At 37.4% G+C, this 26,812-nt stretch carries 26 protein-coding genes; 6 read left to right on the top strand and 20 right to left on the bottom strand.

The window, feature by feature from the left end; all coding sequences use genetic code 11:
• Window positions 1-15: 15 nt before the first annotated feature.
• The 6 genes from ctaG to cyoE all read right to left on the bottom strand — a co-directional run bounded on the left by ctaG (window position 16) and on the right by cyoE (window position 5,948).
• Complete coding sequence (ctaG, locus tag ACK3CR_RS12255) at window positions 16-930, bottom strand: cytochrome c oxidase assembly factor CtaG (protein ID WP_243513745.1); 915 nt, start codon at window positions 928-930, stop codon at window positions 16-18.
• Window positions 931-997: 67 nt separating this feature from the next.
• The gene (ctaF, locus tag ACK3CR_RS12250; RefSeq protein ID WP_488975492.1) at window positions 998-1,324 is read right to left on the bottom strand and encodes a cytochrome c oxidase subunit IVB; all 327 of its coding nucleotides are present in this window, start codon (window positions 1,322-1,324) and stop codon (window positions 998-1,000) included.
• 3 nt (window positions 1,325-1,327) lie between these two features.
• Window positions 1,328-1,951 carry a cytochrome (ubi)quinol oxidase subunit III gene (locus ACK3CR_RS12245; protein WP_019393020.1) on the bottom strand — a complete coding sequence of 208 codons (624 nt, stop codon included), beginning with the start codon at window positions 1,949-1,951 and terminating at the stop codon, window positions 1,328-1,330.
• Window positions 1,952-3,814 carry a cytochrome c oxidase subunit I gene (ctaD, locus tag ACK3CR_RS12240; protein ID WP_243513748.1) on the bottom strand — a complete coding sequence of 621 codons (1,863 nt, stop codon included), beginning with the start codon at window positions 3,812-3,814 and terminating at the stop codon, window positions 1,952-1,954. It abuts the gene before it with no gap.
• 32 nt (window positions 3,815-3,846) lie between these two features.
• Window positions 3,847-4,902 (bottom strand): cytochrome c oxidase subunit II, encoded by a 1,056-nt coding sequence (coxB, locus tag ACK3CR_RS12235; protein WP_243513752.1) that lies wholly within the window; start codon window positions 4,900-4,902, stop codon window positions 3,847-3,849.
• Window positions 4,903-5,027: 125 nt separating this feature from the next.
• The gene (gene cyoE, locus ACK3CR_RS12230) at window positions 5,028-5,948 is read right to left on the bottom strand and encodes a heme o synthase (protein ID WP_243513756.1); all 921 of its coding nucleotides are present in this window, start codon (window positions 5,946-5,948) and stop codon (window positions 5,028-5,030) included.
• Window positions 5,949-6,459: 511 nt separating this feature from the next.
• On the opposite strand from cyoE, the gene ACK3CR_RS12225 reads away from it, so the two are divergent.
• Window positions 6,460-7,365 carry a COX15/CtaA family protein gene (locus ACK3CR_RS12225; protein ID WP_243513758.1) on the top strand — a complete coding sequence of 302 codons (906 nt, stop codon included), beginning with the start codon at window positions 6,460-6,462 and terminating at the stop codon, window positions 7,363-7,365.
• Between the two features lie 35 nt (window positions 7,366-7,400).
• Here the strand turns inward: ACK3CR_RS12225 and pyc are convergent, their stop codons facing one another.
• From pyc to ACK3CR_RS12210, 3 genes are all read right to left on the bottom strand, one after another.
• Window positions 7,401-10,850 carry a pyruvate carboxylase gene (gene pyc / locus ACK3CR_RS12220; protein WP_243513759.1) on the bottom strand — a complete coding sequence of 1,150 codons (3,450 nt, stop codon included), beginning with the start codon at window positions 10,848-10,850 and terminating at the stop codon, window positions 7,401-7,403.
• A gap of 184 nt (window positions 10,851-11,034) precedes the next feature.
• Window positions 11,035-12,225 (bottom strand): FtsW/RodA/SpoVE family cell cycle protein, encoded by a 1,191-nt coding sequence (locus ACK3CR_RS12215; protein ID WP_328123388.1) that lies wholly within the window; start codon window positions 12,223-12,225, stop codon window positions 11,035-11,037.
• Window positions 12,226-12,539: 314 nt separating this feature from the next.
• Entirely contained in the window at window positions 12,540-12,821 is a 282-nt protein-coding gene (locus ACK3CR_RS12210; protein ID WP_019393013.1) for an Fpa/YlaN family protein, read from the bottom strand.
• Between the two features lie 270 nt (window positions 12,822-13,091).
• On the opposite strand from ACK3CR_RS12210, the gene ACK3CR_RS12205 reads away from it, so the two are divergent.
• Window positions 13,092-13,565: a peptidyl-prolyl cis-trans isomerase gene (locus tag ACK3CR_RS12205; protein ID WP_243513763.1), complete on the top strand. Its 474-nt coding sequence runs from the start codon at window positions 13,092-13,094 to the stop codon at window positions 13,563-13,565.
• A gap of 39 nt (window positions 13,566-13,604) precedes the next feature.
• Here ACK3CR_RS12205 and ACK3CR_RS12200 read toward each other — a convergent pair whose 3' ends face one another.
• Window positions 13,605-14,933, bottom strand: coding sequence for a PhoH family protein (locus ACK3CR_RS12200; RefSeq protein ID WP_061803556.1), 1,329 nt, complete (start codon window positions 14,931-14,933; stop codon window positions 13,605-13,607).
• 238 nt (window positions 14,934-15,171) lie between these two features.
• Between ACK3CR_RS12200 and ACK3CR_RS12195 the strand changes: the two genes are divergently transcribed.
• Window positions 15,172-15,771: a YhcN/YlaJ family sporulation lipoprotein gene (locus tag ACK3CR_RS12195; protein ID WP_243513766.1), complete on the top strand. Its 600-nt coding sequence runs from the start codon at window positions 15,172-15,174 to the stop codon at window positions 15,769-15,771.
• 266 nt (window positions 15,772-16,037) lie between these two features.
• On the opposite strand, the gene ACK3CR_RS12190 is transcribed toward ACK3CR_RS12195, so the two are convergent.
• The 3 genes from ACK3CR_RS12190 to typA form a co-directional block, all read right to left on the bottom strand.
• Window positions 16,038-16,238: a YlaI family protein gene (locus tag ACK3CR_RS12190; RefSeq protein ID WP_061803554.1), complete on the bottom strand. Its 201-nt coding sequence runs from the start codon at window positions 16,236-16,238 to the stop codon at window positions 16,038-16,040.
• Window positions 16,239-16,305: 67 nt separating this feature from the next.
• Window positions 16,306-16,614, bottom strand: coding sequence for a YlaH-like family protein (locus ACK3CR_RS12185; protein WP_026009607.1), 309 nt, complete (start codon window positions 16,612-16,614; stop codon window positions 16,306-16,308).
• A gap of 48 nt (window positions 16,615-16,662) precedes the next feature.
• The gene (typA, locus tag ACK3CR_RS12180; protein WP_040058264.1) at window positions 16,663-18,498 is read right to left on the bottom strand and encodes a translational GTPase TypA; all 1,836 of its coding nucleotides are present in this window, start codon (window positions 18,496-18,498) and stop codon (window positions 16,663-16,665) included.
• Window positions 18,499-18,666: 168 nt separating this feature from the next.
• Here typA and ACK3CR_RS12175 point away from each other — a divergent pair, with 168 nt between their 5' ends.
• On the top strand, window positions 18,667-18,855 hold the full coding sequence (locus ACK3CR_RS12175) for a YlaF family protein (RefSeq protein WP_410914315.1): 189 nt from the start codon (window positions 18,667-18,669) through the stop codon (window positions 18,853-18,855).
• A gap of 31 nt (window positions 18,856-18,886) precedes the next feature.
• Here the strand turns inward: ACK3CR_RS12175 and ACK3CR_RS12170 are convergent, their stop codons facing one another.
• From ACK3CR_RS12170 to ACK3CR_RS12160, 3 genes are all read right to left on the bottom strand, one after another.
• A complete protein-coding gene (locus ACK3CR_RS12170; protein WP_328123383.1) occupies window positions 18,887-19,345 on the bottom strand; it encodes a GNAT family N-acetyltransferase in 459 nt (152 codons plus the stop codon).
• Window positions 19,346-19,347: 2 nt separating this feature from the next.
• Window positions 19,348-20,148 (bottom strand): inositol monophosphatase family protein, encoded by an 801-nt coding sequence (locus ACK3CR_RS12165; RefSeq protein WP_328123381.1) that lies wholly within the window; start codon window positions 20,146-20,148, stop codon window positions 19,348-19,350.
• A gap of 176 nt (window positions 20,149-20,324) precedes the next feature.
• Entirely contained in the window at window positions 20,325-20,522 is a 198-nt protein-coding gene (locus tag ACK3CR_RS12160; protein WP_243513776.1) for a hypothetical protein, read from the bottom strand.
• Between the two features lie 232 nt (window positions 20,523-20,754).
• On the opposite strand from ACK3CR_RS12160, the gene ACK3CR_RS12155 reads away from it, so the two are divergent.
• Window positions 20,755-21,384 (top strand): YktB family protein, encoded by a 630-nt coding sequence (locus tag ACK3CR_RS12155; protein WP_488975490.1) that lies wholly within the window; start codon window positions 20,755-20,757, stop codon window positions 21,382-21,384.
• 27 nt (window positions 21,385-21,411) lie between these two features.
• Here the strand turns inward: ACK3CR_RS12155 and ACK3CR_RS12150 are convergent, their stop codons facing one another.
• Window positions 21,412-21,684, bottom strand: coding sequence for a UPF0223 family protein (locus ACK3CR_RS12150; RefSeq protein ID WP_019393001.1), 273 nt, complete (start codon window positions 21,682-21,684; stop codon window positions 21,412-21,414).
• 204 nt (window positions 21,685-21,888) lie between these two features.
• Here ACK3CR_RS12150 and ACK3CR_RS12145 point away from each other — a divergent pair, with 204 nt between their 5' ends.
• Window positions 21,889-23,364, top strand: coding sequence for an aminotransferase class I/II-fold pyridoxal phosphate-dependent enzyme (locus ACK3CR_RS12145; RefSeq protein ID WP_243513785.1), 1,476 nt, complete (start codon window positions 21,889-21,891; stop codon window positions 23,362-23,364).
• Between the two features lie 48 nt (window positions 23,365-23,412).
• Here the strand turns inward: ACK3CR_RS12145 and ACK3CR_RS12140 are convergent, their stop codons facing one another.
• The 3 genes from ACK3CR_RS12140 to ACK3CR_RS12130 all read right to left on the bottom strand — a co-directional run bounded on the left by ACK3CR_RS12140 (window position 23,413) and on the right by ACK3CR_RS12130 (window position 26,728).
• Window positions 23,413-23,523, bottom strand: coding sequence for a GapA-binding peptide SR1P (locus ACK3CR_RS12140; protein WP_019392999.1), 111 nt, complete (start codon window positions 23,521-23,523; stop codon window positions 23,413-23,415).
• 507 nt (window positions 23,524-24,030) lie between these two features.
• Window positions 24,031-25,440, bottom strand: coding sequence for a dihydrolipoyl dehydrogenase (gene lpdA / locus ACK3CR_RS12135; RefSeq protein WP_243513790.1), 1,410 nt, complete (start codon window positions 25,438-25,440; stop codon window positions 24,031-24,033).
• Between the two features lie 4 nt (window positions 25,441-25,444).
• On the bottom strand, window positions 25,445-26,728 hold the full coding sequence (locus tag ACK3CR_RS12130) for a dihydrolipoamide acetyltransferase family protein (RefSeq protein WP_243513792.1): 1,284 nt from the start codon (window positions 26,726-26,728) through the stop codon (window positions 25,445-25,447).
• Window positions 26,729-26,812: the final 84 nt, after the last annotated feature.

The following is a 26,812-nucleotide window of genomic DNA, read 5'->3' as shown; positions in this document are numbered from 1 at the left end:
GACTTTCAAATGTTTCTATTTGTTCACAATATGCTCAGAGGGGGAAAAATCGTCGGGAAGCGGTGAGATAGCATCTTTTGCTCGCTCTCTTCGGGCCCATCCAAAAAAGACGTACGCTAAAATAGAACCATATACAATTTCTTGAATAATTTTCATCAAAACCCCACCAAGCTGTTGATCTTCTAATGGCGGAAGCGTATTAAACATTTCTGGACCTGATATATTTAATGAACCTAACATATCCACTGGCACACAAAGCGACATTGCCTGTAACCATGCATCAGGAGAGGTATATGTCTCGTAAAGCGGAGTATCTGCAAAAATAATAAGCGCGCATGCAGGCGTCAGTAAAACCCCATTAGCAAAAATATAACCTATTTTCTTAATCCCTGACATGTCATTTTCATTTACTTTATTCATAAGAGGCCACCACATGCAAAAAGAAGATACAAAAAGAAAACTTGTTACACTGCCATGTATAAAAGCATTTGTTTTTACAAAATCGAAGATAAGAGGAAGATGATAAAACGAAAAAGCACCATTGAATAAAATCAAAGAAATAAGCGGTTTTGTAGCAAATGAAAAGAGCGGTTTAATCCGCTTATTAAACAGCATAACTTCAAATCCCCATGATGGAATACCAAGAATAAAAAGAGGAGGCACAACTAAATATAAAAGAGCCATTTGCGTCATATGAGCACTAAAAATAAGATGACTAAGAAGGTCAACAGGACTTCCTTTAATAATATATAGAGTAACAATTGCTAGTACAAAAAACATTTTCGTTTGCCATGAAGTTTTTTTCCCTTTCCTAAATCGACTGTAGCCCTTATTGACTATGAGAAAATAAAGAAGAGTAATAAAAACAAGAAACAGAAAGAAATAAGGACTAAAAAGCGCGCGAAAGCCAAATATATCAAGATTAGACATGTTCTTTCTCCTTTCTCTACATAAATGTTAGAAAAGGATCAGCATACTGCTGATCCTTTTTGTAGTTTCAAATCCAAACAATCGTTAAAAATGTCAGTACTGTTAAGAAAGCAACAAAAACACCTGAGTACAAAAAGAATGCTGCTGTTCCATGACCTCTATGACTCATATGCATAAAATAGTAAAGTTGAAAGACCACTTGCACAACACCAAGCAATAAAATAAACGGTACGATAAACCAAGCTGAGTATTTATCATAGGAGACTGCAAAAAAAGCGACTAATGTTAAAAAAAGCATAAGGGAAAAGGAGACAACTTGCATTCTCATCTCATCCCTGTTTTTCTTAAGGCGATATTCCCAATCGCCTCTTACATTTTTTTCTTCTGTCGTCATGTTTTATCCCACCATTCCCATTAAATATACGACTGTGAAAATAAAGACCCAGACAACATCGATAAAATGCCAATAAAGACTTGCGACGTAGAATTTAGGCGCATTGTATAAGCTTAGCCCTCTTCTTCCATTTCGGATTAAAAGGGTAATAAACCAGCTTAATCCAACCGCAACGTGCCCTCCATGAAAGCCAACAAGCGTATAAAAAGCAGATCCAAATGCGCTGCTTTTAAATGTAAACTCAAACTCGTGTACATAGTGATTGAATTCATAGATCTCAAGTGCCAAAAATCCCGCTCCAAGTAAAATTGTAATAATAAACCAAACCTGCATTTTACGATATTGAAAGTTTTTCATATGATAAATCGCGTATACGCTTGTTAAACTGCTTGTTAATAACAACATTGTGGCAATAAATACAATTGGAAGCTCAAATAAGTCTTGAGACGTTGCTCCTCCAGCATTGGAATCCTTTAGAGCCAAGTATGTCGCAAATAAAGAAGCAAACAAAACGGTCTCTCCGCCAAGAAAGAGCCAAAACCCTAAAAACTTGTTCTTTCCTTCTAGTGTTGCTTTTTCAGGAGATTCAGGGAAATTTTCTCTTGTTAACTTTTCCTCTGCGCTCAATTATTTAACCTCCTTTTCATCTTCATCTAGAAGCTCTTCTTTATGAATGTGATAGCCATGATCATCAATCCAAGATCTTAAAAACATAGAAGCGAATGTAATAAATAACCCTCCTGCTCCAATCGGATCTCCCCAAGCATAGTCATTTCGATAAAGAAATCCAATTGCCGCAATAAACAATCCAAGGGACATTAAAAGCGGTAAGATAGAACCATTTGGCATATGAATATCTCCTACTGGCTCAGCTGGAACGATTTCCTTTCTTCCTTCCATTTTTTCAATCCACAATGGATCAAGACCACGAACGAGAGGTGTTTGCTTAAAATTGTATTCAGGCGGTGGAGATGGAATAGCCCATTCAAGCGTTCGACCGTCTCCCCATGCATCGCCATCTACTTGTTGTTTGCTTATGCTCGTTTTAATAACATTAATCACTAAAATAAGCACAGCAACAGCCATAAACACAGCACCAATTGAGCTGATTAAGTTTGCTGTATTCCACCCTTGCCCATCTAAGAATGTCCATACGCGGCGCGGCATTCCCATTAATCCAACAAAATGCTGAATAAAGAACGTAAGGTGAAAACCAATTGAAAATAACCAGAATGTAATTTTCCCAAGTTTCTCGTCAAGTATTTTCCCAAACATTTTCGGCCACCAATAGGTAACACCAGCTAGAAGACCAAGTACAACACCACCAACAATCACGTAATGGAAGTGAGCAACAACGAAGTATGTATCGTGATATTGGTAGTCAGCAGGAGCAGCTGCAAGCATGATCCCTGTTACGCCTCCTAAAACGAACGAAGGAATAAATGAAACAGCGTAAAGCATTGGCGTTGTAAATGAAATACTTCCGCCCCACATTGTCAAAAGCCAGTTGAAGATTTTAATTCCGGTTGGTACAGCAATCGCCATTGTTGCAACAGCAAATATTGCATTTGCAATTGGACCAAGTCCTGTTGTGAACATATGGTGAACCCATACCATAAATCCTAAAAATCCAATAAGCACAATGGCAAATACCATTGATGTATATCCAAAAAGACGTTTTCTTGAAAACGTTGCAAACACTTCTGAAAAAACACCAAATGCAGGAAGTATAAGAATATATACTTCAGGATGACCAAATATCCAGAAAAGGTGCTCCCAAATAATTGTATTTCCACCAAGGGTCGGATCAAAGAAATTAGCACCAAAAAGGCGATCAAAAATCATAAGAAAAATGCCGACAGTAAGCGGTGGAAAAGCAAATAAAATGAGGGCCGAAGCAACAAAAACGGTCCATGTAAAAAGAGGCATCCTCATATATGTCATGCCAGGAGCACGCATATTAATGATTGTGACTAAGAAGTTAATCCCGCCAATGAGCGTTCCTGCCCCAGAAATCTGTAAACCAAGCGTATAAAAATCAATACCATGGCCAGGGGAGTGCAAGGATAAAGATGCATAAGATGTCCATCCTGCATCAGGAGCTCCACCTAAAAACCAGCCAAGATTAAGAAAGATTCCACCCATTAAAAACAGCCAAAATCCAAGTGCATTTAAAAATGGAAAAGCAACATCTCTCGCTCCAATTTGCAGAGGGACAACGGCATTCATAAGGGCAAATATAAGTGGCATGGCAGCTAAAAAAATCATCGTGGTTCCGTGCATTGTCATCAACTCATTGTACGTATCAGCTCCAACAAACGTATTCTCAGGAACAGCAAGCTGAATACGAATAAGCATTGCTTCAATGCCACCAACAATAAAGAAAAAACCGCCTGCAACTAAATAAAGAATGGCAATTTTTTTATGGTCAACCGTTGTTAAGTAATCCCATAAAACAGACTTAGGTTTTGTATTCGCTAATGTACTCACGCGTGAACATCCTCCTTTACTTTAGAATTGTGCTATTCTTTAAGCTTCAATGTTTGTAAGTATTGTGTTAATTCATCAACTTGTTCTGGAGTTAATTCTTTATATGTTCCTGTCATTTTATTTCCTGGCTTAACTGATTCCGGATTTTCAATCCATTTTTTCAGATTTTCTTCATTGTGATCTAAAACACCAGCAATTTTTTCTCGATCTGCAAAGCCTGCCAGATTTGGAGCTGTTCTTGCTTCAGCAGGGCGTTTATCTCCTGCATCAACGGCGTGACAGCTTAGACAGTTTTGCTTAAATACTTCTTCTCCAGCGCTCGCTTCTGCTGTTGTTACTTCAGGTTTAGTATTTGCTAGATTTTTAGCCCATTGATCAAAACTTTCTCTATCAACCGCTTTTACTTTAAAATCCATCAATGCATGTGAAGGTCCACAAAGTTCAGCACATTTCCCATAAAATACGTTTCCTGCTTCTTTAGATCTCTTACTATCAAACTCTAAATAAAACTTGTTTGTTCCATCTGTATTTGTATCAAGCTTGCCTCCTACAGCTGGAATCCAAAAAGAGTGCTTTACATCTGAAGCTTGCAAATTAAAATAAACTTTTTCATCTGTTGGTACAACAAGGTCTTGAGAAGTAATAATCTTCTGATTCTTATACTCAAATTCCCACCAGTATAAATTAGCTCTTACGTTTACAACCACTGCATCTTCTGGATTTTTCGCGTTCTTCATTTCTCTTGTGTCCGCTAATTTGAACGTGTAGGAAACAGTTGGTACAGCAAGAATAACAAGCAGTAAAATTGGAATAACGGTCCACAAAATTTCTAGCTTATGATTTCCTTCTACCTGTCTTGGAAGATAGCTTTCTCTTCCTTTTCGTCGGAAACGAATAATAACGTAGATAAAAATAATTGTCACAACTACAACGACTAGAACCATAATGGCTGTGCTTAAAAGCATAAGTTCATACTGTGCGTCTGCTACTTCACCAGCTGGGGTAAGCGTTGATATAAAAGGCTCACCACAGCCAGAAAGAAACAGGATAACAAAACTGAGCAAAGATAATAGGCGCCATTTTCCCATGTTCTATCCCCCTATTCTTTTATTTTCAAATCAACTTTCGAGATAAAAGCGTTTTCTTAAAAAAATTTTAAACTTTTACAAAAACGCTTCCTATTCTTCTATATAAAAAGTAAAGAAGAAACAAATTAAGTAAAGAAGCTAGCTAAAATCATACTTATAAAAAGAAACGTGACATAGTTAACAGAATAAACAAACATGATTCTAGCCCATTTTTCAGTTTTTAATTTCCAATATAAACTTACCCCTACTAAGAGCCAACCTATTGTTAAAATAGATGCAATAACAACGAATGTTATGCCTAACTCATAAAGATAAAAGGGTAGCGGAATTAAACAAGTTATCCATACAATCATTTGTCGCTTTGTTAGTGGATTACCATAAACAACAGGTAACATTGGAACTTTAGCAGCTCTATACTCTTCAGCTCGCAAAATGGCAAGTGCAAAGAAATGGGGAGGCTGCCAAATGAATAAAATCAAAAAGAGAATCCAGGCTTCAAGACTTAATGTAGGATCAACAGCTCCCCATCCTATTAACGGAGGAACAGCTCCTGAAATACTCCCAATAATCGTATTTGTTGTATAGCGGCGTTTCGACCACATGGTGTAGAAAAAAATGTATGTAAAAATGCCGACTACTCCAATAAGAGCGGCTATAACATGAGCAGCTAACAGCATAAAAAGTCCTGTTGCTGTCAATCCAAGTCCAATAAGTAATACAGTTAAAGGATGAAATCGACCTGTAACAGTTGGTCTTGTTTGTTTACTTTTCATAAGAGGATCAATATCGCGATCAATATAATTATTTAAGCTACAAGATCCCGCAATAATAAATGCTGAACCTACTAGGGTGAAGAAAGCAAGATCTAGATGCTCAGTAAAAGGTTTTTCATTAAACTTGAGGGAAAGCCAAAAACCTGTAAATGTAGTGAGCATACTTGAGTTTACGATGCCAATTTTAATAACAGTTAAAAACTCTTGCCAAACTGTTGTTTTAATTTCTGGATTCTGCGGTGGCAATGATACGGATTCTGTGGAATAATCCATTTCCTCTCCCCCCTTTTGACTCTCATAAAGCTACTTCAGGCTATACAGAGGTGTATCTTGCTCTAGGTTATAAACATATGAGCCTAATTTAGTATTTTTAACATTGGAAGTTGATTAGTGCGGTTCTATCAATAATTGTGAAAGAAATATGAAAAAAATATGGACTTTTTATGTCAAACAAACAAATCTCTTATTCTCTTGTTGATTGTTTTCTATAAAAACCTCTAAAATGGATATGGAATATGTGAAAGGACTAATCTCAAGCGTAATCTTGGAGAGTTTTTAATACTTTTCTCTTAGCATACCACAAATTGCAGCGCTTTCATGTTAAAAGTTAGCTATTTTCTATAAGTTTACATTTCTGTGGTAAACGTTTTTTTTCCTGCACCTCTTCCTTTTTTCTTGTCTTTTTCATAAAAGAATTTATGATAGGATAAAGAAGCGCCTTTATAACATTTCACAACAACATACTTAACAAAAGATGCTATTGACAATGAGGATGGTGAATAATTTGCAACGCGGTTTAAAAGTATTATCTGTTATTACAACACTTGCGATGTTGTTTATTTTATTAGGTGGGGCACTCGTAACAAAGACCGGGTCTGGCATGGGCTGTGGCCGTTCTTGGCCACTTTGCCACGGAGAGCTTATTCCAAGTAATATTACTCCTGAGCTTATCATTGAGCTTGCTCACCGTGTAGTAACAGGAGTGGGCGGTTTTATCGTCTTAGCTTTATGTATTTGGTCATGGATTGCAATTGGACATATTCGTGAAACAAAGTTCTTATCAATCATGTCTCTTGTGTTCCTTATTCTACAAGCACTTCTTGGAGCAGGAGCAGTAGTTTGGGGACAATCAGATATCATTATGGCTTTACACTTTGGTGTTTCTCTTGTTTCATTTGCTTCTGTTCTTCTTCTTACTCTATTAATTTTTGAAGTAGATAAAAAACTTGATGCTGATAACGTATCTATCCGCAAACCAATGAGAGGATTTATTTATGGAACACTAGCCTATAGTTTTATTGTTGTATATTCAGGAGCGTTCGTTCGTCATACAGAGTCAAGTCTTGCTTGCCCTGATGTACCGTTCTGCTATGGAACGAATATGCCAACACAATTTAATGAATGGGTTCAAATGGCTCATAGAATGGCTGCTGGCCTTATTTTTGTTCTTATTTTGATCGCTTTCATTCATGCTGCGAAACATTATAAAGATCAAAAGAACATTTATTATGGATGGTTAGCATCACTTGTTCTTGTTTGCTTGCAGGCATTGTCGGGAGTGCTTGTTGTCTACACAAAACTAAGCCTTTTCTTCTCCCTTTCACATTCATTATTTATTAGCTGTCTATTCGGTGTTCTAAGTTATTTAGTAATGGTAGCAAGTCGAGATAAAAAGAAAAAACGTATATAATAAAAAAAGCGACGAGAGAACTCGTCGCTTTTTTTTTATTTTTGAATTTCCGCTAATAAGTCACCCGTGCTAATTCCTTCACCGTTTTTAGCATAAATCTCTGTAATGACACCATCAAACGGAGCTTGTACTGTTGTTTCCATCTTCATTGACTCTGTAATCATTAAATGATCACCTTTTGAGACTTTCTCTCCTTTTTCAACAAGGACTTTCACAACCGTACCTGGCATTGAAGCACCAATATGGTTCTGATTTTGTCTATCTGCCTTAACCTTAGCAGCAACAGTTGATTTAATACTCTCATCTTTTATCACAACTTCACGAGACTGACCGTTAAGCTCAAAATAAACGACTCTCGTTCCGTCTGCTGCAGGCTCTCCAATTGATACAAGCTTAACAATAAGCGTTTTACCACGCTCAATTTCCACTTCAATTTCTTCTCCTAAACGCATGCCATAAAGGAATGTTGGCGTATCTAATACAGACATATCACCAAACTGTTCAAGCGTTTTTTGATAATCTAGAAATACTTTTGGATATAGAGCAGATGCGATAACATCAAAGCTTGTTACAGGTCTGTTAAGCTTATGGAATAAGGTATCGCGAATATCTTTAAAATCAGCTGGTTTTAACAGCTCACCAGGACGAACTGTGATTGGCTCACGCCCTTTAAGAATGATGCGCTGAAGCTCTTTTGGAAAACCACCATGAGGCTGACCAAGATAACCTTCAAAAAACTCAACAACAGAATCAGGAAAATCAAGTGTTTCTCCTCTGTCATATACATCATCTTCTGTTAAGTTATTTTGCACCATATAAAGTGCCATATCCCCAACAATTTTTGAAGAAGGCGTTACTTTTACGATATCTCCAAACATCTCGTTTACGCGCGCATACATAGCTTTTACTTCATCCCAGCGCTCACCAAGACCAACGCCTTTTGCTTGCTGCTGCAGATTGCTATATTGTCCACCAGGCATTTCATGAACGTACACTTCTGTATGCGGAGCATTCATTCCACTTTCAAATGCACTGTAATACTTACGAACATCTTCCCAATAGTGTCCAAGCTTCTCAAGGTTCTCAACAGCTACCCCAGGCTTTCTGTCCGTTCCTTCAAGCGCATAGTAAAGCGTGCTTGCACTAGGCTGTGAAGTTAAACCAGACATTGAACTTACTGCTACATCGACAATATCGACTCCTGCTTCAATAGCTTTCGCATATGTGAAAATTCCGTTTCCGCTTGTATCATGCGTGTGTAAGTGAATTGGAATATCAATTTTATCTTTTAAAGCTGATACAAGTTCATATGCTGATTGAGGCTTCAATAACCCTGCCATATCTTTAATGCCTAGAATATGGGCTCCTGACTCCTGTAGCTCTTTTGCTAAGTCTGTGTAGTAGTTTAAGTTATATTTACGGCGAGTTGGGTCTGAAATGTCTCCTGTGTAGCATATTGCCGCTTCTGCAATCTTACCTGTATCACGAACAGAGTCGATTGCAAGACGCATACCATCAACCCAGTTCAAGCTATCAAAAATACGGAACACATCAATCCCTGCTTGTGCTGACTTTTCTACAAACTCTTTAATAACATTGTCAGGGTAGTTTTTGTAACCAACCGCATTTGATGCGCGTAGAAGCATTTGAAATAGTACGTTTGGTGCTTGCTTACGAAGTTCAATTAAGCGATCCCATGGATCTTCCTTAAGGAAGCGGTAAGCAACATCAAATGTAGCGCCTCCCCACATTTCCATTGAAAATAGTTCAGGAAGTAAGCGCGATGTTGGTTCTGCAATTTTTTTCAAATCGTGTGTACGCACGCGCGTTGCTAGCAATGATTGATGGCCATCTCTGAACGTTGTGTCTGTAAGAAGAACTTCTTTTCGTTGTTTTACCCAATCTACAAGTCCTTCTGCGCCTTCTTTATCTAAAATTTGTTTAGTTCCGTCTACAAATGGCTCACTGCTTGAAATCTTTGGAACACGTGGCTTTTCAAAAACCGGTTTTTTCTTCGTTCCAATTCCAGGAAATCCGTTAATTGTGACATTTCCGATATAAGAAAGCATTTTCGTTCCACGGTCTTTTCGTTTAGGAAACACAAAAAGCTCTGGAGAAGCATCAATAAATGATGTATCATAATCTCCTTTTAAAAACTTTTCATGTTTTACAACATTTTCCAAAAAGGCAATGTTTGTTTTAATTCCACGGATTCGGAATTCTTTTAAGTTTCGAACCATTTTAGCTGCAGCTTGTTCAAAAGTTAAAGCCCATGTTGTTACTTTTACAAGAAGTGAATCATAGTATGGTGTGATAACGGCTCCTTGAAAACTGTTTCCTGTATCTAAACGAACCCCAAAACCACCGCTTGAACGATATGCCATAATTTTACCTGTATCAGGCATAAAATTGTTTTGTGGATCTTCTGTTGTTACACGAGATTGAATCGCATAGCCGTTTGTTTTAATATCTTCTTGTAACGGTATTCCAATCGCATTTTCGTGTAAAGAATACCCATCAGCAATTAGAATTTGAGATTGTACAATATCGACTCCTGTAATCATCTCTGTAATTGTATGCTCTACTTGTACACGTGGATTTACTTCAATGAAGTAGAATTCGTCCCCAGCTACGAGAAACTCAACTGTTCCAGCGTTTATGTACTGGATATTCTTTGCCAGTTTAACCGCTGCGTCACAAATTCTTTGGCGAAGATCTTCACCAAGCGATAAACTTGGCGCAACTTCCACTACTTTCTGATGGCGACGCTGAATCGAGCAATCGCGTTCATACAAGTGAACGATGTTTCCATCATGATCTCCAAGAATTTGCACTTCAATATGCTTTGGATTTTCAATACATTTCTCAACATATACTTCATCGTTTCCAAATGCTGCTTTTGCTTCAGATTTTGCTCGATCATAAGCTTCCTTTAGTCCTGAATGACTGCGGACAATTCTCATTCCACGACCACCGCCACCTAGAGATGCTTTAATCATCAATGGGTAACCGTATTTTTCACCAAACTCTTCAACTTCACTTAGTGACGAAACAGGACCATCTGTTCCTGGAATAACAGGAATCCCAGCGCTTACTGCTTGGTGACGAGCTTTTACTTTATCTCCAAACATATCTAAATGTTTACTTTTTGGTCCAATAAAAGTTAATCCTTCTTCTTCACAGCGCCTTGCAAATTGGATATTTTCCGATAAGAAACCATATCCTGGGTGAATTGCATCGACGTTATGTTCTTTAGCAATTTCAATAATATTTTCGATATCAAGATAAGCATCAATTGGTTTTTTCCCCTCACCAACCAAATATGCTTCATCTGCTTTATATCTGTGGAAGGATCCTGTATCCTCTTTCGAGTAAATTGCAACCGTTCGAATGTTCAGCTCTGTACAAGCACGAAAAATTCGAATTGCAATTTCTCCTCTGTTTGCAACTAAAACTTTCCCAATATTTTTTGTTACTGTGCTCATTTTACCCTCTCCCCTTTACATCAAAAACTTTACATCAAAAAATTTGCTATATGAAGATATATTACTTGAACTTTTTAATGCTCACAAGGGTTATGTGTAAATTTTCTGAATAACATGTCAAAAAACCACGAAGATGTACGCTTACATTTCGTGGTTTTTCGACATATTATTCACTGTTTTTTTTTCAAAAAGAGCTCTCTTCCTTTGAATCTACAGCTCGCAAAGGGGATTCCTCTCCTTGTGCTTTCTTACTTCGATAATTTGTAAACATAGATATATTAACAACAATTCCCATTGAGGCTAGTAAAAGTAAAATTGATGTTCCTCCGTAGCTTACAAAAGGGAGTGGAACACCTGTAAGGGGAATAACACCTGTAATTCCACCTAAATTGAAAAAGGCTTGAATTCCAATTGTTGTGGCAATACCAATACAAATTAAACTTCCATATACATCTTGACATTTTTTAGCGAGAAGCAATGTTTTAATAATAATAAATGCAAGAAGAAATAAGACCGTAGCTACACCAACAAATCCTAATTCCTCTGCAATAATCGCAATAATGGCATCTGTATGTGATTCTGGGAGATAGCCGTACTTTTGCACACTTTGGCCAAGACCAGCTCCAAAAAATCCTCCAGAGCCCATCGCTATATATGCATTAACAAGCTGAAACCCTTCTCCTGATGCATCTTTGAATGGATCTAACATTGTTGTAACACGGGCAATTCTTGTTGGTGAGATATAGCCTGTCATCCAAGCTATTGGCAGGATAACAAGAATACACCCAACCCCTAGAGCCAAAAACTTTCTAAATGTGTACTTATTAATACCTGAACAAAGAAGAACAGCAGCAGCAATCCCTAATACAATCATGGCTGTCCCAAAATCCGGTTGAACAGCAATTAATCCGGTTAAAAATATAACGATTAAAACCGGTCCTGTAAATGCTCTTTTAAAATCATTAAGATATGGCTGACGTTTTTCAAGCACCATTGCCAAATAGAGAACAATGGCGAGTTTTACAAATTCAGAAGGCTGAATACTCAAGCCCCCAAAACGTAACCAACTTGCGGCATTGTTCGAAACATGTCCAAATAAACTCACGAGAAAGAGTCCAACAACGACGAGCGCTAATATTCCTTTAATAAAGCGAGCATAAAGCTGATATGGAACAATCATCGTCACAAAAAACACGAGCGCTCCAATAATCAACGAGAGTTTCTGCCTTTGATAGAAGTGATCTGGTGCAAAATCATATCTTGAGACAGCCGTAATCACGCTTGCACTGTAAACCATTACAAGGCCAATTGAGCACAGAAGAACAAGCGCAATAATAATTGAATAGTCATAGTTTCGAAACATCTTTTTAAACATAGTCTCTTCCCTCGTCCCTTCAACATCGTTGAGATGAAAAAGTTGTCTGTGTTATAAGTAAGGTGCAGCATGTGTGTAGGGTATATCCCTTTCTAAGTAAGTCTAAAACCTGTCCTTTTGAAAGTTGAGCACTATAGACAAAAAGTTCTTATTTTTATCTTTTCTTCCTTTTAGGCACAAATTCCTTTATGTATGAAATAAGAAATCTCCTACTTTTGAATGAGAGAGAACGAAACTAGGGATTATTGCCCTCTTATAACGTAAAATGATAAAAACTCAAACCGACTGAGCCTAAGTTTGAGTTTTTATATTTCTTATTTTTTTGTAAAGGCTTCATGTAGGGCTGATAGTTCACGTTCTAGGCGATCTAATAGTTGCTTCCCCTTATCTTCCTCGATAAGATGAAGTCTTACCGCAAAGTCAATTTCACGTGATAAGCCAAACATTTGCGTATCTAAAACCTCTTCATAAAGAGGACATTGCGGCATTGTTAAGTTATCCATTTGAACTTGAATAAGCTTCAAAATCTTCTCCGCATCCGCCTTTAGCAGTGCGTATGCTCTTTCACGATGATCTACTGCAACCTCAGGCGTCAAATTAATCCCTCCGTTCCCGAGCGATTTCCTATTCTATCTATAAATCATACAGTTAAACGAACTAAATTGCAAGAAAAAACAAGTGGTTCATTCTAAATTACGATGAACAATTTTAAAAAATAAAAGTCTTTTAACATTCATAAAATAGGCTTCTAACGAAGAGCGTTGATTTATTAAGAACATTTACAATTTGAAGATGACAGCTTTGTTCTTGTTCTTTATACTAAAAGAGCGGAGATTAATTATTGTAAACAAAGGGAGTTTTTCATAGTGAATGATATTATCATCTTAAAAGGAAAAGTATCTTATCCAATTACATTAGATCCAAGCGTCTGGATTTTTGATGACCGCAAAGTTGAAAGACAAACGCTTAAAAGTCAAAATGATGAAAGCGATTCAAATGAATTAACAGCAAGACAGTGGTCTCGTGAAATTAGTGAAGGAAACGTTTCTCCTCCTACTTTGAAATCTGAACGTAAATACGAACGTGAACGTATTTTAACAGGATCATTCGCTATTCACCTTTCTCATTTTTTAAAAAATGCTGAGCCGCTCAGTGAGGCCTGTGAGCTTGCCGTTATAACTCAAAAGGGTGAAGTCATTGTACCGCTTGAAGAAGCCTATAGCTATTTGTTAGCCTTTTCAAAAGATGGCAAACCGCTTAAAGATGATGGTCCTGTTCATCTTCTAAAAAGCGATGGCACAACAGAAGCAACACACATTACAGAATTTCAAGTTCGTTAATTAAGCTCCGTTTCCTCTACATGAGGAAACGGTTTTATTTTACAAAAGATCAGCAGCTAGCTGCGCGAGTTCAGAACGCTCTCCTTTCACAAGTTGCACGTGACCGGCTACTTTTTGTTCTTTAAATCTTTCTAGTACGTACGTTAATCCATTGTTGTATTCATCTAAATATGGATGATCAATTTGGGCAGGATCTCCCATAAGAACAATCTTACTTCCTTCTCCAACACGAGTTAAAATCGTTTTCACTTCATGTTTAGATAAGTTTTGGGCTTCATCAATAATGATGAACTGATCTGGAATACTTCTTCCTCTTATATATGTTAAAGCTTCTACTTCGATAGAACCCATTCCTGCTAAAATAGCGTCAAGCTCCCCAGGTTTTTTCGTATTGAATAGATATTCCAAGTTATCATAAATAGGCTGCATCCATGGTCTGAGCTTTTCTTGTTTTTCTCCTGGTAGAAACCCTAAATCTTTCCCTACTGGAACAATTGGTCTAGCAACAAGCAATTTCTTATAATACCCCAAATCTTCTGTTTGCATAAGACCTGATGCCAATGCTAAAAGCGTTTTACCTGTTCCTGCTTTACCAATAAGGGTAATAAGTGGTATATCATCTCGGAGCAAAAGTTCAAGCGCCATTGTCTGCTGAACGTTTCTCGGTTTCACTCCCCAAATATGCTCATAATCAAACAATAACTTTTTCACTTTCTCTCCTGTTGAATCAACAATCCCAACAGCAGAACCAGAGCCTCCAAATGCGTCTTTCATCACAACAAATTGATGTGGATAGAACGGATGATTTGCCCACTGTGATAAGCTAAGCTCACCTTGTTCGTAAAAACGATTAAGCTCGTCTTTGGGAATGTAAAGATCAAGAAAACCGGAGTAAAGGTGGTTTACTTCGACAACTCGGTCGCTTAAAAAGTCCTCTGCTAAAAGACCAATCGCATCTGCTTTGACACGTACAAGCGTATCTTTACTAACAAGGATAACCTGTCTTCCTTCTTCTTTTGTTTCTTCCTCAAGAGAGAGATTTTTTGCGACTGCAAGAATGCGATTGTCGTTTGTTTTCTCTACAAATACTTCTTGAAGTTGATGAAATGACCGATGATTAAGCTCAATCCGCAGTGAACCCCCATTTTCTAACGGAATTTTCTCATGAAGTCGGCCATGCTGACGAAAACCATCGATAAGTTTAGATACTTGTCTGGCATTTCTCCCTACTTCATCCATATATCTCTTTTTAGAATCGACTTCTTCCAGTACAACAGCTGGAATAACGACTTCATTATCTTTAAAAGAGAAAATAGAGTGTGGATCTTGTAATAGTACGTTCGTATCTAACACATAAATCTTTTTCAAAGGTTTTTGCCCCCTCCATTTGTCTTCTTTGAAGAATAAGCACCCGATACTCTCACCTTTCTATGTAATATGACAATAATCCTCTACTTCTTTTACTATATGTAGCCATGCATAAAGATAGAAGAATGAACAGACAATAATTTAGAAAAGCCATTGTTCCTATGCTAGCTATATGTTCAAAGAAGTTTTAAAAAGGTCTCATCGCCATATTACGCACTATAAAAGGAGAGATTGCTGTATGCAAAAATACTTTATGTGGCTTGTACTACTTGTAGTATTTCTAACAGGCTGTCAAAATAACAGTGCAGCAAACGACGAAAGAAACAATGATAATTTAGTACGAGTAAAAAATACAACTCCCCAACCTGAAGAACAACAATCAAATAACGCTATCTCCCAACGGCTGATAAACCTTGCAACAGACGTCCCGAAAGTTGAACGTGCAACAGCCATTGTTGTGGGAAGATACGCTATTGTTGGCATCGATGTTGGAAGTGACCTTGATCGTTCAGAAGTAAGTTCTATCAAGTATGCTGTTGCTGAAAGTCTTAAACACGACCCAAATGGTGCAAATGCTGTTGTTATTGCTGATCCTGATACGTTCTCTCGTTTGCAAGGGATGGCACAAGAAATTAGAAACGGACGTCCTGTAACAGGCGTTCTCGACGAACTCGCAGCAATTGTAGATCGTTTTGTACCTGAAATGGCTAATGAAATACGACAAAAACATCCGAATGAAACAAATACAAATAATGATCGCTTGAATGAACAAAATCAGCGAGAACTACAAAAAGAACAGAACGATCAGTCTAATAATGAACTTCAAGATAAAGAATAATAAAAACGCTTAGTCTTTTTCCATGCAAAGACTAAGCGTTTTTATTTGCTTTTATAAAATTCATCGTAAATGTACATGCTACGTTTCTGTTTGACATTTCTACCACCTCTTCCATTGACAGGATTGATAGTTGCCTTACAACCTCTTTACAACAATCAGTAAAGATTATGTTTATCATAACGTGTTTTAGAAGAAATGAAAATAGAATTCAGAAAATTCCTTTACTTATTCACCCTTTTTTTACACTACATTTACATCTGAAACTTTTACCATTCATCTTCGTCCTTTTTCGATTCATAAAGCTTAAAATTCCCCGTTGCTTTTCGCTCTTCTGTACGCTTTGTAATACGGTCATGACACGTTTGACACATATATGTATGAATAGGACGATTTCTAATTTTTTTGGCTAACGGTAATTCGTTATCAATTGTTTCAATTACATCACAAATTACGCATTGAACTCTCATTTCTCCACCTCAACAACGTTTTTGCTTATAAAAACAGGATAACGTCCAACAACGCTATCCCGCTTTTTTACATTTGTTCGTTTTTCTTTGCTTGATGCAAACGCACTTTGTAGACACCAAGCACAATAGCTGCAATGAGCAAGCCTTCTGCTACAGGTAAAAAGGCTCCGAAAAATGTAAGAATTGTGCAGCCAAAAGCTAGTAATGCATAAATGATCACGTTCTTGATGATAGGTAGCTTTCGCGCAAAACCTAAATTGTATACAACAACGGCTAGCAAAAGAATGGTAAAGTACAATAACCACATGCCCGCTTCGGGGTTTTCGTCCACTTTAAAAAGCTTCGCAAAAAACTGAAGGCGTTCACTGACACCCATCATCAATCACGCTCCTTTAAATATTAACTTTTAAGGCCACACTTATCTTTATTTATTTGCAAGCTTTTTCTTTTTAGCTGCTTTTTCGCGCTCGTTTTTATCTAGAACCTTCTTACGTAGACGAATAGATTCTGGTGTAATTTCACAATATTCGTCTTCGTTTAGATACTCTAATGATTCTTCAAGAGACATAATACGAGGTTTTTTCATTGTTACTGTTTGGTCTTTTGTTGCAGAACGAACGTTTGTTGCATGCTTCGTTTTTGAAATATTAACAACAAGATCGTTTTCACGAGAATGTTCTCCAACAATCATACCTTCATAAACTTCTGTATTTGGCTCAACAAAAATTACGCCACGTTCTTCAACTTGCATAATTCCGTATGAAGAAGCCTTACCTGTTTCCATTGATACTAACACACCTTGGCGACGTCCACCAACTTGGCCAGCTTGCATTGGTTGATAGCTATCAAAGCTATGGTTGATGATGCCGTATCCGCGAGTTAGTGATAAAAACTCCGTTGTATAACCGATAAGACCACGAGAAGGTACCATGAAGATTAGACGAACTTGGCCATTGCCGTTGTTTGTCATGTCTAACATTTCACCTTTACGAGCTCCCATTGATTCCATAATTGAACCTGTGTACTCTTCTGGTACGTCGATTTGTACGCGCTCAACAGGCTCAGAACGAACACCATCAATATCTTTGATGATAACTTCTGGTTTTGATACTTGAAGTTCGTAACCTTGACGACGCATGTTTTCAATTAAAATTGAAAGGTGAAGCTCTCCGCGTCCTGAAATAACCCAAGCATCAGGAGAATCAGTAGGATCAACACGTAAACTTACGTCTGTTTCAAGTTCTGACATCAAGCGCTCTTCAATTTTACGCGCTGTTACGAATTTACCTTCTCTACCAGCAAAAGGACTGTTGTTCACAAGGAACGTCATTTGTAGAGTTGGCTCATCAATACGAAGAACAGGAAGTGCTTCCTGATGATCTACAGGACAAACAGTTTCTCCAACGTTGATATCTTCCATTCCAGATACAGCGATTAAATCTCCTGCTTTTGCTTCTTCAATCTCAACGCGTTTTAATCCGATAAAACCAAACATTTTTGTTACACGGAACTGTTTAACAGAACCGTCAACTTTCATAAGTGCAACTTGTTGACCAACTTTCATTGTTCCGCGGAAAACGCGTCCAACTCCAATACGGCCTACATAGTCGTTGTAGTCAAGCATCGCAATCTGGAACTGTAGCGGTTCTTCGCTGTTATCAACAGGTGCTGGAATGTGCTCAATGATAGCATCAAATAAGCTTTCCATGTTCTCATCCTGCTTTTCAGGATTGCGGCTTGCCGTTCCGTTAATTGCTGATGCATAAACAACAGGAAACTCAAGCTGTTCTTCAGTTGCATCAAGCTCGATTAAAAGATCGATTACTTCGTCCACAACTTCTGCTGGACGAGCAAAGTCACGGTCAATTTTGTTTACAACAACAATTGGTGTTAAATTTTGCTCTAGCGCTTTTTTAAGTACAAAACGCGTTTGAGGCATACACCCTTCATAAGCATCGACAACCAAAAGAACGCCATCTACCATTTTCATGATACGTTCTACTTCTCCACCGAAGTCAGCATGTCCTGGTGTATCTAAAATATTAATACGTTTATCTTTATAATGAATGCCCGTATTTTTTGCTAGGATTGTAATTCCTCGCTCACGTTCTAGATCATTTGAATCCATTGCACGTTCGTGAACTTGCTCGTTAGCACGAAACGTTCCAGATTGATGTAACAGCTGATCTACAAGTGTTGTTTTCCCATGGTCTACGTGGGCAATAATTGCAATATTTCGTAAGTCTTGACGAATGTTCAAGCCCTTCAACTCCCATACTTTTGTGTAAATACTTCACTAGCTTATCCAAATTTCACACATATCAAGCTAATGCCTAGGATATTATAACATAAAGAAACTAGAAATGCTTTCGGTTTTTCGGTACACTTAAGATATTCTTCACAATATGAAGGACATTTGGGAGGGTTTATGTTGAAGTCAATTAAATGGGGTTTACTTTTATATGCAATCTTGGGAACGCTATCAATTATGTTAATTGGGGTTTTTCTCGGAGAAGGTAGCATGGTTGGAGTAATTGGTTGTATTGTTGCACTTATTGTTATTATTGGACTTGGTTTTACGACAAAAAAGAAACTTCGTGAAGCTGGAAAGCTATAAAAAGGACGTTTTGTCCTTTTTATAGCTTTTTTTAAAGAGGATAAACTAAAATAACGTATTCTTTTTCTTCCTCATTTTTTTCTACTTTAAATTGCTCAAAGCCACACGAAGCCAGAAATTGTAGCCAGCCTGTTCTTTCAACAGGACAAGCACAAAAAAAAGCTTTATGATTTCCCCGAAAATGCTCGGCAATTCTTGTAACAATTTCCTTTCCAATTCCTTGTCCTCTTCGTGATTCTTTGACAAGTAGTGTGCCAAGCCAAGGTTTTTCATTTGATGGTGCCCAAGGCAAGCTATAAGAGAGGCCTACCTTTTCTCCATCTTGTTCATATATCGTCCAATGGCCTTGAAGCATTTCATATTTTCTTAAGTAAACAGGGAGATTCTCTACGGAGCATTCTTCACTTTCCCATTCTTTGCTTGCCAAAACTAACTGCTGAAAAAACGGGAAGTCTTCATTTGTGTATGAACGAAACGACAGTTTTTCCATAGTTATCTCTTTTTATTAATGTACGTTTGAAGGACTTCTTTATGAAATGCTTTTTCACCAGCAAAAACACTATTTTTTTCTAAAATATTAAGTTCTTCTCCGTAAACATTAGTAACTACTCCTCCTACTTCTTCAATCAATACAAGACCACCGGCAAAATCCCATGGAGCAAGTCTCATCGTTATATACCCATCAAGACGTCCAGCGGCAATATAAGCAAGCTCTAGAGCAGCAGAACCATATGATCTCGTTCCTCTAACATCTTTTACAAGAGGAGAAAGAACCGCTGGATCAATGCGGTGATTATCTGTTACCCATGTAGCATTTAGGGAAAGGATAGCTTCTTTTACAGGTGATTCAGTAAGCATTGGAAGCTTTATATCATTCATATAGGCTCCGTTTCCACGAATTGTATGATAAAGCTCATCATGCATAACATCATAAATCAATCCAATTTTCCCTACGCCATTTTCAAATATACCAATGGAAATAGCAAAATTACGTTGCTGATGGACAAAATTCATTGTACCGTCAATAGGATCAATAACCCATAAGATCCCTTCTGCTGATGTAACATCTGTTCCATGTCCCTCTTCTCCTACAATACGGTGCGTTGGAAACGTCTCTTGAATTTTTTCGTATAAAAACGTTTCAACATCTTTGTCCATATTTGTAACAAGGTCATTTGGATTTGATTTTGTTTCAATAAGAAGCTCTTTACTAAACGAATCTTTAATCATTTCTCCCGCTTCTTTTACCCATGATGTAGCATATGTATAAATATCTTCCCAAAAATCTTCCATTTTGCAAACCCCCTTAAAAGTCAAACTAAAATTAAGTTATAAAAGTAGCTTATGAAAATCAGCGCCACAAATCAAGTTTCATCCTTTTTTATAGTTGTTATTCTAAAACCTTCATAACAAGAGACTATACAGACCTGTATAGTCTAAACAAGTTTTATTTTTTTATAACGCTCATACTATTGTTTTTTTTCGCTGTACTTCAATAGTTCTTGGCGAAGTTTTTCTAATTTTTGTTTACTTTTTAGTTTTTGTTCCTCATTTTCTTCAATCATTGCTTCGTACAAAGTGGCAAGCTCATAATCAAGTTCCATCCTCAACACTGCTAAACGGTTTGTATATTCGGTTTTTTTGTGAATATTTACTACTTGCTTCATTGTTGAAGCCCCCTCTCTTAACATAACAAGCTTGACGAAAAGTTTTAATATTCAGAATATATTATTTTTATATCGTATGTAGAACATTTATATCTTGTAACTACATTTGTAAGAAAGTTTTAAAAATAGGCTTTAAGGGTTTTAACTTCTATTGTTCAATCTAAGTTGTGATATGATTACTTATTAGTTACCCTCACCTATTCTAAAAAAAACATTCATCTGGAGGTACACCATGAAATTTGAGAGATTTACAAAAGAAGACTTTAATGTTTTTACAGTGGATGGTCTTGATGAGCGTATGGGCGAATTAAAAAAACAAGTACGTCCAAAGCTAGAAAGCTTAGGCGAAATATATGCTCCATTTCTATCTTCTCTATGTCAGGAAGAAATGTTTGCACATGTTGCAAAACACGCCAGACGCTCTGTCAATCCGCCGAAAGATACGTGGGTTGCTTTTGCAGCAAATAAGCGCGGATATAAAAGACATCCACATTTCCAAATCGGACTTTTTGAGTCTCACGTCTTTATTTGGTTTGCTGTTATTTATGAAGCAGATATTAAAACAGAGTATGGAAAAGTTTTAAAAACACATATTGAAGAAATCGAAAATAGGATCCCAGCTTATTTTGTTTGGTCAAAAGACCATACAAAGCCTGATACTATCTCAATGGAGGATTTATCAAGAGAAGATTTAATAGCTCTCTTTGACCGCTTAGAAAATATAAAAAAAGCAGAAATCCTTTGTGGTTTACGTATTCCACAAAAAGAGGCTATAGAGATGTCAAAAGATGAATGGGACCAAACGTTTAAAGATGCCTTTACAACACTACTTCCTCTATATAAATTAGGAGATACAATCTAAAAAAGAAGAGCAAATTGCTCTTCTTTTTTATCTCATACGAATAAAAGTTTCTTCTGGTGCATCTTTTGCTTTTTTGACCGTTCGATACGGTGAATAATGACTTTGTTCTTCAAATTCATTGCAAATTTGTTTTTCCTCTGATTTGCTTGGGACAATTTCTTTAAAGCGTCTATATGTGCTCATAAGCTGTTCACGTGAAATTCCTTTTTCATATGCTTTTTCAATTGCTTCAAAAAAGCGAACAACATCAACAATTTCATCTGTACTCCAATCAATTGAAATTGGATATTGATATTCCATATCTTTCATCTCCTATCATTTACTTCTCTTTTAACATTGTGCCTTACAATATAGAATAAACGCAACTTCTTTTCATTTTTTAGAACTTCTTTTTATTTTTCCTTTCAAAACGGAAAAGCTATGAAAAAGAGCTTTGCAAACCATTCTATAAGTGCTATAATTCATTTGTTTTTTAAGTTTGATAATTAAGGTGGGATTAGTATATTGTCTTCACAGTTTGAAACACCCCTTTTTACAGGTCTTATTGAGCACGCTAAAAAAGACCCGATTCAATTTCATATTCCAGGTCATAAAAAAGGTCGTGGAATGGATGAAGAATTTCGCTCGTTTATTGGGGAAAATGCCCTTTCTATAGATTTGATTAATATTGCACCGCTTGATGATCTCCATCAGCCAGGCGGAATGATTCAAGAAGCTCAAGAACTTGCTGCTCGCGCTTTTGGAGCTGATCATACATTTTTCTCTGTGCAAGGTACAAGCGGAGCCATTATAGCGATGGTAATGTCTGTTTGTGGACCTGGAGACAAAATTTTAGTTCCACGTAACGTTCATAAATCTGTTATGAGTGCTATTATATTTTCAGGAGCTACACCTGTTTTTATTCATCCTGAAATTGATCCTGATCTAGGAATTTCACACGGCATTACAACAGATGCAGTAGAAAAAGCACTTTATCAACATCCAGATGCAAAAGCTGTTCTTGTTATTAATCCAACGTATTTTGGAATTGCAGCAGATCTAAAGCGAATTGTTGAGCTTGCTCATTCATTCTCAATTCCTGTTCTTGTTGATGAAGCCCATGGAGTGCACATTCATTTTCATGATGATCTTCCCCTATCAGCTATGCAAGCAGGAGCAGACATGGCTGCTACAAGTGTGCATAAGTTAGGCGGATCTTTGACAGGAAGCTCTATTCTTAATATGAAAGAAGGACTTGTTTCACCAAAGCGTGTTCAGTCCATCTTGAGCATGTTAACAACAACATCAACATCTTATATTTTACTTGCTTCATTAGACGTTGCTCGTAAAAGACTTGCGACAGAAGGAAAAGAGCTTGCAGAGTATGCTATTGACCTTGCTGAGACAGCACGTAAAAGAATTAATGAAATTGGATATATTCGTTGTATTGGACGTGAAATCCTTGGCACGAAAGCAACGTATGATATGGATCCGACAAAGCTTATTATTTCAATTAAAGAGCTTGGCATTTCAGGCTATGATGCAGAAAAATGGTTGCGTGAACGCTTCAATATTGAAGTAGAACTTTCTGATCTTTATAACTTGCTTTGTATTATTACCCCAGGAGATACAATAGAGAATATTAACACGCTTATAGAAGCACTAACAGAACTTGTTAACGAGCGTAAGGACAACGTCCAAAGCTCTGAAGATATCTCTGTGCTCTTACCAGACATCCCTGTGCTCTCTCTAACACCTCGAGATGCTTTTTATGCAGAAACAGAGGTTGTTCCTTTTGAAGAGTCATCAGGACGTATTACAGCTGAATTTATCATGATTTATCCACCAGGGATTCCTATTTTTATTCCTGGAGAAATTATTATGGAAGAAAACCTCCAATATATTAAGAAAAATCTAGAAGAAGGTCTTCCTGTTCAAGGACCTGAGGATCACACATTAAAGACACTTCGAGTCATTAAAGAACATAAAGCAATAAAATAAAAAAAGCTCTGCAAATGCAGAGCTTTTTTATTTTATTATTCTATTATTCTATTTATCTTTTTCCTCACAATATTGGCACGTTCCGTAAAGCGTTGATACTTTCTCATCATCAAAATACTCAATTGTGTCACTGCATGTTTGACAAATAATTGTTCCCATCTTATAGCGCTCCTTTTTGCCTTTTGAGGTTATTTTTGAAAACGTTTTATCTTCTTGTTTTCTATAATATTATGTCACATTTAAAATGTCAACGCTTATTTGTATAACACATTAATAAATTTTATAAACCTTTTTCTTTTCATAACATCAGCCTAGAAAAAAGAAAACACTAAAGTTTGCATACTAAAAAAAGTGATCATAGAGACTGCAGTGAGAAAGAAAGCGCTTTTTTTATGTTTTAGATACATTTCAGCAATGAGGTATCCCAAGTATACGAAAACAATGAAGAGTAGCGCTTTGGCTCCAAGATGGTCTCGGTGAGAAAGATGCTCAACAAATGTAAATGTACACCATATAAAAAATTGTAAGATATAAATATGATACAGCACCTTAACCTTCTCCTCCTCTCTCACCAACAAAACCCTTGTCCTATATATATGCAAGCTTTCTTATTGTATACAAAAAAATCCCTTAGTCATTCGACTAAGGGATTTTCCTTCATCTATCTTATAGCATATGAATTGGAGTACCAAGAGCAACTTCAGCTGCTTCCATTGTAATCTCTCCAAGAGTTGGGTGAGCGTGAATTGTTAAAGCAACATCTTCAGCTGTCATACCAGACTCAATTGCAAGGCTAAGTTCTGAAATAATATCAGAAGCGCCACTACCTGCGATTTGAGCACCGATAATTACACCGTCTTCTTTACGAGTGATTAGTTTTAAGAAACCGTCTGTGCTGTTAAGAGAAAGAGCACGTCCATTTGCTGCGAATGGGAATTTCGCTGCTTTGATTTCAATGCCGTCTTCTTTTGCTTGTGCTTCTGTGTAACCAACAGATGCAAGTTCTGGATCTGTGAAGCATACAGCAGGAATTCCAAGATAATCAATCTCAGAAGGTTCACCGCTAATTGCTTCAGCAGCAATTTTTGCTTCATAAGAAGCTTTGTGTGCTAATGGTGGTCCTTCAACAATATCACCAATTGCGTACACGTTGTTGACGTTTGTACGACATTGTTTGTCAATTTTGATAAGACCGCGATCAGTCATTTCAATACCAAGTTGTTCAAGACCAAGCTCGTCAGTATTTGGACGACGACCAACTGTTACAAGAACATAGTCTGCTTCAACAGTTTCTTCTTTTCCGCCTACTTCAAACGTTACTTTTACGCCGTCTTTAGTTTCTTCAACGCCTTTAGCCATAGCTTTTGTATGAACTGTAACGTTTCCTTTTTTCTTAAGTTCACGTTTAACGATTGAAGTCATTTGTTTTTCGAAACCAGCTAAAATATCATCAGCAGCTTCAACAATTGTTACTTCTGTTCCGAAGTTAGCGTAAGCAGTTCCAAGCTCAGTACCGATGTAACCTCCACCGATTACAACAAGCTTTTTAGGAATTTCTTTAAGAGCAAGAGCTCCTGTTGAGTTGATTACGCGCTCAGAGAATTTGAATCCTGGAATTTCAACTGGGCGAGAACCTGTTGCAATGATTACATTTTTGAATGTATATGTTTGCGCAGAGTTTTCGTCCATAACTCGAAGTGTGTTTTGATCTACGAAATAAGCTTCACCTTTTACGATATCCACTTTATTTCCTTTAAGAAGACCTTCAACACCGCCAGTTAGTTTGTTAACAACGCCAGCTTTCCACTCTTGAACTTTTGTGAAGTCAACTTTTACGTTTTCAACTGTGATTCCCATATCTTCAGAATGCTTCGCATGCTCGATACGGTGACCTGCTGTGATAAGAGCTTTTGAAGGAATACAACCAACGTTTAAGCATACTCCACCAAGATTAGCTTTTTCGATAATTGTTACTTTTTGTCCTAATTGTGCTGCACGGATTGCTGCAACGTATCCACCAGGACCTGCTCCAACTACAATAGTATCTGTTTCAATCGGGAAATCTCCTACTACCATGATATTACGCCTCCATTAATAATAGTTCTGGATCGTTAAGTAAACGCTTGATGTTATTTAATGCATTTTGTGCTGTAGCACCATCAATCATACGGTGGTCAAAGCTTAGAGAAAGAGCTAATACTGGAGCGATAACAATCTCACCGTCCACTACAACTGGTTTCTCAGCAATACGACCAATACCTAAAATAGCTACTTCAGGATGGTTGATAACTGGAGTGAACCATTGTCCACCAGCTGAACCGATGTTTGTGATTGTGCAAGAAGCACCTTTCATTTCTGCACCAGAAAGTTTACCTTCACGCGCTTTAGTTGCTAGGCTGTTGATCTCATCTGAGATAGAGAAAACAGATTTGCGGTCAGCGTGTTTTACAACTGGAACAACAAGACCTTTTTCAGTGTCAGCTGCGATTCCGATGTTGTAGTAATGTTTTTGAACTACTTCATCTGTTGCATCATCAATAGATGTGTTAAGAGCTGGGAACTTCTTAAGAGCAGATGTTAAAGCTTTAACAACGTAAGGTAAGAACGTTAATTTTGTTCCTTGCTCAGCTGCAACTGCTTTGAACTTCTTACGGTGAGCCACAAGTTTTGTTACATCTACTTCGTCCATAAGTGTAACGTGTGGAGCCGTATGCTTAGAGTTCACCATTGCTTTTGCGATTGCACGACGCATGCCGCTCATTTTCTCGCGAGTTTCTGGGAAGTCGCCTTCTGGAGCTACTACTGGTGCACTTGGTGCTGCAGAAGCTGCTTCAGGAGCTTTTTCTTCTGTTTGTGCAGCAGGTTGTGCTCCACCAGATACAAAGCTATCAATATCTTCTTTTAGAATACGACCATTTTTACCGCTACCAGCTACTTGACGGATGTCAATGCCTTTTTCACGAGCATATTTACGTACAGATGGCATTGCGATAACGTTGCGATCAGTATCTACTGCTTCAGTACTAGCTGCTGGTGCATCTTGTACTTCTTCTTTTTTCTCTTCTTTTGGTTCTTCTTTGGAAGAGCTTTCACTATCGCTACCTTTAAATTGTAAGTCTTCGTAGCCAGGTGCGTCAAATGTTACGATAACTTGACCAACTGTCGCAACTTCACCTTCACTAACTTTTAACTCTTCAACTGTTCCGTCTACTGGAGATGGGATTTCAACAACAGCTTTGTCGTTTTGTACTTCTGCAAGTACATCATCCTCACTAATTTTGTCTCCTGGCTTTACGAACCACTTAACGATTTCACCTTCATGGATACCTTCACCGATATCTGGAAGTTTAAATTCAAATGACACGAGCATTCACCTTCCTGTAAGAAATTATGTTTTATGATTTAAAGTACATAGATAAGCACAACAGCTACCTTGGCTGCGCGAAGC

It is taken from the genome of Priestia sp. TRM10 (assembly GCF_057808375.1).
Note: the sequence above shows the minus strand (reverse complement) of the source record. Positions and strands in the feature narration are given on the sequence as shown.